A 3,640-nucleotide genomic window follows, 5' to 3' on the forward strand; every position below is an offset into this window, starting at 1 on the left:
AACCCCATAATACCAACTATGGATAAGTTCATGAACGGTCACCCCAACAAGGCTTCGGAGATTTCTGTGCCCGGTAATCAGCGTGGACATAGGATATTCCATTCCCCCATCCCCACCTTGAATGACAGAATATTGCTCATAGGGGTATTTACCGAAATTATCACTCATATATTGGATGGCATTGACCGTGTAATCCTTTAACTTACCCCAGTTTTCCGCTGTCTTTTCATTTTTTACATAAAGAAAATGAACCATGGGTCCATCTTTCATTTTCACCTTCTCATGGGTATATTTTGGATCGGCTGCCCACATAAAATCATGTACATTGGGTGCGAAAAAGTGCCAGGTCAGCATATTTTCTTTTCGTTTGGCCACTTTTACCCCAGCATCTTCATATCCATGCCCGATTTCATTGGCATTTTGAAGATAACCTGTTCCGCCTAGCGTATAGCTTTTGTCAATGGTAATTTTGACATCAAAATCTCCGAAATTACCATAAAACTCTCTTCCGATATATGGGTTTGCATGCCAGCCTCTTACATCATAGGCTGCCATCTTAGGATACCATTGTGACATAGAATATCGGATTCCCTCAGCATTGTCCCTGCCTGCCCTCCTTACCTGCAAAGGAACCTGCCCTTCGAATTCCATATCAAAAACCACAGTTTGTCCAGGCAAAATAGGTTCATGCAAATTTACTTCAAGAATAGTCTCTACATGTTCAAAATCCACTTTCTTGCCGTTCATTAATACTGAACTCACCTTCAGGTATCCTATTTCTGCAGGACTCAAACTCTGTATCCTGTCCAACACCCTTCTATCAGGATCAGCTATAGTCCTAGACCTTACATCCATCATACTGTTTGGCTGAAAGGCATTATAGTATAAGTGATAGAAAGCCCTGCTCAGGGTGTCGGGGGAGTTGTTGGTATATTGAAGTTTCTGATTCCCTTTGTAAATATTTTTATTCACATCCATGGTGATATCCATGTCGTATTTTACTTTTTGTTGCCACCTATCTGTTTGACCATTGAGCAAGGAAAATGCTCCAAAAACTGTCATCAGCAAGACTGATGTTACTATTTTTTTAATCATAATCTATTAATTTTTGGCTAAAATAAACCAAATTTAGTTCCCTCGACAAACCGCTAATAAAAATTGCTGAGGTGCCAGATTTAAGATATTTTGGTATATTCATAGCACAAACAAATTACCACATGAAACAGCTTCTTATACTTTCAATATTTTTATTTGCCTTACCGGGTCTTTCCTTTTCTTTTCAACAGGATAGTCTATCATCCACAAAACAAAAGGTCTACACTTTCAAAATTGACGACAACATAGACCCTCGGATGAACAGGAAGGTTAAACTGGCTTTGGAAGATGCACAAAAGCAGAATGCCGATATGATTGTCATTGAAATGGACACTTATGGAGGCGCGGTCAATGATGCCGATGATATCAGAACGATGATTCTCGAAACAAAAACTCCTATCCATGTTTGGATCAACAAAGATGCTGCCTCTGCAGGTGCGCTGATTTCTATTGCATGTGACAGTATCTATATGGCACCCGGCGCAAGTATCGGAGCTGCTACCGTAGTGATGGGCGGAGGAGGTGATGCGGCACCGGACAAATACCAATCCTATATGCGCTCCATGATGCGAAGCACTGCTGAGGCCAAAGGCAGAGACCCAAAAATTGCGGAAGCCATGGTAGACCAAAATCTTGAAATAGAAGGCATCAGTGAAAAGGGAACGGTAATTACCTTTTCTGTATCCGAGGCCATTTCAAATGGCTTTTGTGAAGGACAGGTCAATTCCGTTTCTGAAGTGGTAGAAATGCAAGGCTTGGAAGATTTCGAAATCGTGGAATATGATACCGCAGGTGTAGAAAAAGTCATCGCTTTTTTCCTCAATCCGGCTGTCAGTGGTTTCTTGATCTTGGTCATTTTTGCTGGAATTTATTTTGAAATTCAAACTCCAGGAGTTGGATTTCCACTTGCAGCTTCTGTGACAGCTATGATTCTTTATTTTATCCCCTATTACCTCACTGGATTGGCCCAAAATTGGGAAATCGCTGTCTTTGTGGTAGGCTGTATACTGCTATTGGTTGAAATCTTTGTTATTCCCGGTTTTGGGGTTTTTGGGATCTTAGGGATTCTAGGGATTTTAACAGGACTTACCCTAGGTATGATCCCAAATGATGCCTTTGATTTTACATTTGTTCCTTCCGGAGATTTATTTGTCGCTTTATTGACAGTTATTTTAGCAGCCATTGCAGCCATATCCCTCATTTTTATCTTTGCCCCAAAAGTAAACCAATGGAAAGCCTTCAGCTCCATTTCACTGGCCAACACACAACAGAGTGCAGATGGATATACTTCAACCTCCTATGCCGACAGTCTTTTGGATAAAGAAGGTATCACCCATACTAGGCTCATGCCAAGTGGGAAAATCATCATTGATGAAGAGGTCTATGATGCTTATTCAAGGGGGGAATTCATAGATAAGGGTGAAAAAATAAAAGTGATCAGTACGGAAGGGACTTCGTTGAAGGTGAAAAGGGTGTGATTTTTTAAAGAATCTTAAACCCCCTTCTATTTTGTCAGGCAGAATAGTATTTTGTAATGACTGTATAAATTTAGGTTTTTCATGCCAAAAATACTTAATACATCAGATATCGGTTTGGGCCATATTCCTCGCAGAACATGACCCAAACCGGATTTTAAATAGTTATTCTTTCTCACAAACAAGAACTTTACAGTATTGGCGATAAAATATTTATCCTCATCGCCATTGATCCAATACTCACCAACCCCGCTTTCTTCATAGACATCATATTTGTTTTTAAGTTCCTTTTTGTTACTTCCTGGCGAAAGAAGCTCAATGATCAAGTCCGGTGCGCCGACACAACCCAACTCATCCAGTTTGCTTTTATCACAAAACACACAAATATCAGGTTGGACTACTTTATCTTTTTCTTTGTTCCTTTTGGATTTTACAGGCAACCGAACATCAAAGGGAGCTTAGTAAACCTCGCAGGGTTAATCTTCCAAAAAATTAAACAATCTATTAAAAACTTTGCCGGATATTTTCTGATGCATTCTTCTCGGTGCCGCCGCCTGTCGCAATATTTTGCCCCTGATTAACTCCAACATTTCAACCATGTCCTATCCCTGGTAATCAGCATAGGTATACCTTTTGTCTTCGGTTAATCGATCATTTACTTCGTTCCTGCTTTCTTTCTCTTCCATGAAACTAATATAAAGTAATTGATTTAAAAGACCGAACCAATACATTACAGGGACTGACGAGGCACAGTTGGAACAACAGTTTGTTCTTTGTACTACCCTACCCCAGCAATTCAGAATTTGTAAAACTCAAAAATAAAAACCAATGATGTCTTAAAGAAATATTTATTTTTGCTCTCCTAAATAACCCAATCCCCTACAATGACAAATCCTGCCCAATCCATCTACGAAAGCCTCGGAGAGGGAAAAATAAGAAACCTTGTCCAACACTTTTATCAGCATGTTAAGGAATCACCTGAATTGAGAAAGCTTTACCCTAAGGATTTGGCACCTGCAGAAGAAAGGTTATTTTTGTTTTTGATTCAGGTCTTTGGTGGGCCACAGACC

The 3,640-nt window shown here is 39.9% G+C and carries 3 protein-coding genes and 1 pseudogene; 2 read left to right on the plus strand and 2 right to left on the minus strand.

Annotated elements, in window-relative coordinates; genetic code table 11:
- On the minus strand, nt 1-1,095 hold a 1,095-nt coding region (locus tag ACEW8U_RS20865), incomplete at its 3' end, for a M1 family metallopeptidase (RefSeq protein WP_373523990.1).
- A 122-nt stretch (nt 1,096-1,217) separates the two neighbouring features.
- Here ACEW8U_RS20865 and ACEW8U_RS20870 point away from each other — a divergent pair.
- Nucleotides 1,218-2,573 (plus strand): nodulation protein NfeD, encoded by a 1,356-nt coding sequence (locus tag ACEW8U_RS20870; RefSeq protein ID WP_373523991.1) that lies wholly within the window; start codon nt 1,218-1,220, stop codon nt 2,571-2,573.
- 26 nt (nt 2,574-2,599) lie between these two features.
- On the opposite strand, the gene ACEW8U_RS20875 is transcribed toward ACEW8U_RS20870, so the two are convergent.
- A complete protein-coding gene (locus tag ACEW8U_RS20875) occupies nt 2,600-2,950 on the minus strand; it encodes a Uma2 family endonuclease (protein WP_373523992.1) in 351 nt (116 codons plus the stop codon).
- Between the two features lie 504 nt (nt 2,951-3,454).
- On the opposite strand from ACEW8U_RS20875, the pseudogene ACEW8U_RS20880 reads away from it, so the two are divergent.
- Nucleotides 3,455-3,640 (plus strand): annotated as a pseudogene (locus ACEW8U_RS20880) (cyanoglobin); the annotation flags it as partial.

Origin of the sequence: Aquiflexum sp. (assembly GCF_041751335.1) — a bacterium.
Lineage (GTDB): Bacteria > Bacteroidota > Bacteroidia > Cytophagales > Cyclobacteriaceae > Aquiflexum.

Bases quoted from the DNA above. Each gene is read 5' to 3' on its own strand.
- ACEW8U_RS20870 (WP_373523991.1), top strand. From the start codon at position 1,218: ATGAAACAGCTTCTTATACTTTCAATATTTTTATTTGCCTTACCGGGT.